Consider the following 2,671-nt stretch of genomic DNA (forward strand, 5'->3'; position numbering starts at 1 on the left):
CCTTAAAAAAGAAGACCCAGATTATCAATTATGCCTAATTCCCAGTAAATAATCGGATATATCGCTGATTTCGCTCTAGGAACTCCGAGAGTCTATTATATTATAGTACCACATTTATCCATTCGGGAGGCATAAAAAGTTCTGCGTATCAGATGTTTCTACTACACTTTATGGTTCCGATACGACATAAAAGAGATTGTCAATGACAATCTCCTGTTGTTCAATTAATATATATAAGTTGAATTTAAGTTTTACACTTTTGTTGATTCCACATATGCTTGTTTGACGCGTTTGTTTCAACTATTCAAGTATAAATGGGCCGTTGATCTTTCGTTCAACTTATATAGCTCATATAATATTGCACATTATATAAAGGACGCTGATGTATCAGGAGGAACATGTTATCTCTTGACTTTTAATAAAAACATTGGTTTATGCTCTTTTTAATTTATACGTCTACCCCTCCATCGCAATTTTCCGGTTCCTGTCACTAATACTTTCACGTTTTTTTATTTATCATGATTGTTTAAACTTTCACGTTTGAACGAGTGACTGTGACTGTCACTTCCAACCGACTAGCTTTTTAATGACTTCTTCATCCAAGCCCGCTATTTTAGTAATGGTGGCAATCGGGATTCCTTCCTTTACCATTCCCAGTACGAGCTCCACTTTATTTTGCTTTATTCCTTGCTCTATTCCTTTCTCTATTCCTTCCTTCTCCCCTTTTTCATGGATCCGAGTAAAGATTGCTTCCATTGTTGGAGACCAACCCTCACTTTCAAATTGAACCATGCCATTTCCCTCCTTTTTCATAATTACACTCATTTTATCATACAGTTTTTCTGATAATTCTTCTGGTAAACGTAGTAAATAATCGATGAAGTAAAATACAGCTTTAATCTCTGACCAGGAATAGTGTTTACTTTTAATAACTTCCCGCATCAGTTTCATTTTAAACGTATACCGTTTGTCCACGTCTTCTCGCGTATCGTGCATATATTTTATAGCGAGAATCATTTTGCTGAACAATTTATCCGACTGCTCTAATTCTTCATAAGAATGGTCAACAATCTTATACGTATTATACGCGTAATTCAGCTTTGTGCCAAAATAAGTGTAGCGGAATTCGGTAGGGAATTCACTTTTATGAGGTGAGGTCATGATGGCTAGTGCAATGATTTCTTTATCATATTTATCAAAAATGCGGTAGAAGTATTGAAACATTCGTTTTGCGAATTTGGGTTCATTGTCACTTTGAACTTCTACATGAACTAACACCCATTTTTCCTCGCCATCCTTTAGATGGACTTTGACAAGTTGGTCGGTTATTTTCCGCCCTTTCTTGTCTTTTATGATTTGCTGAAATAGCTCTTGTTGCAAAAACTCGGCTTTTTCCGAAAAATCGACTTGTGCGTGTAAATCTGGGGCAAAATACAATAAAAAGTCTTCAAATAATTCGCCAATCACTTTCTTCCACAGACCATCCTGATCGACATTTCCCACTTCATAATCCGTTGAATTTTCCCATATTAATGCCGTCACCATCCCCTCCAACACCTCCATTATTTGACTTGCATCTACCATACAGCAGAAGGAATAATGTGTAAATTGTACAGAAAGACCAACAACTCCATTTTTAGATACCGAGATATGGTCATATTTCAATTGTGAGGTAAAAAGTGTGAAGTTTTGGGCTCATAAAGGGGGCATAATTAAATTTTGATGAATTTGAAAAGGATTTATTTTCGGTGCCTATCCTGTCACTAATACTTTCACGTTTGTTTGACTTATCATAATTGTTTGAACTTCCACGTTTGAACGAGTGACTGTCACCCGAACTAATTACTTCCGGATCAATCTTCCAACCAATTCATAATGTCCTTTTTCATATCATTGCCATTCCAAAACGTTAACGCAACTTCTTCGCCTACCTTTTCAACCAAACGTTCCACATAATCCGTGCCAAGCAAATAACCAAGTCGATTGTGGCCAAAATAGTGGCCTCCTGATAAGCGGAACCATTCTTTTTCCTTCACCATATCCCAACCAGAGGCTACATCCTCCAGGAAGCGTCGTTTTACGTCTTTTTTATGTATCTCGTAACAGGTCACCCAAGAATCTCCCTCGTCATCGTATGTGAAGTAGACCGATTCCTTCAATTCTGGCACAATTTTTTTTGATAAATACGTAGCAGCACCTTCTATATAGAGTGAAGTGAGACCGTGTATCCAGTCAACCGATTTCCAGTTCATCCCTTGCCTTTCGGCGAATGAAAAATGAGTGACATGACCGATTTCATGAGCAACGATTACTTTCAAATGATTCGTTTCAGGCGAAAGTTTTTCTGCTGCAAAGTAAATGTCTCCTTTGATTTCTCTTGTGACAAACGCATTTGAACCAAATGTGCCAACGCACAAAGTATAGTGGATATCAAGATCATGATTGAATGTCTTACTATATGTCTGATCGATTTCTTCAATAATGCCAAGTAAACGGGCTCTTACGCTCATTTGGGGAATGCTTCAACTTAACACTTTTCGGGTATAGGAATACTAAAACGGAAAGGTTGTTGAATGAGATGAAAATGTCCATGTCCTTCACGAGGAACAAACAGATAAGGAACTCTTTTTTATCGTCGAAGTCGATTCATCATCAGCACGATGTCCTTCCT

General features: G+C 37.4%; 2 protein-coding genes. Both read right to left on the reverse strand.

Annotated elements, in window-relative coordinates; all coding sequences use genetic code 11:
* Nucleotides 1–561: 561 nt before the first annotated feature.
* Complete coding sequence (locus H4683_RS20990) at nucleotides 562–1,542, reverse strand: Rpn family recombination-promoting nuclease/putative transposase (RefSeq protein ID WP_192600767.1); 981 nt, start codon at nucleotides 1,540–1,542, stop codon at nucleotides 562–564.
* 311 nt (nucleotides 1,543–1,853) lie between these two features.
* Nucleotides 1,854–2,510: an aminopeptidase gene (locus tag H4683_RS20995; RefSeq protein WP_192600768.1), complete on the reverse strand. Its 657-nt coding sequence runs from the start codon at nucleotides 2,508–2,510 to the stop codon at nucleotides 1,854–1,856.
* Between the last annotated feature and the right edge of the window lie 161 nt (nucleotides 2,511–2,671).

It is taken from the genome of Sporosarcina limicola, assembly GCF_014873855.1.
GTDB classification, from domain to species: Bacteria; Bacillota; Bacilli; order Bacillales_A; family Planococcaceae; genus Sporosarcina; species Sporosarcina limicola.

Bases quoted from the DNA above. Each gene is read 5' to 3' on its own strand.
- H4683_RS20995 (WP_192600768.1), bottom strand. From the start codon at position 2,510: ATGAGCGTAAGAGCCCGTTTACTTGGCATTATTGAAGAAATCGATCAG.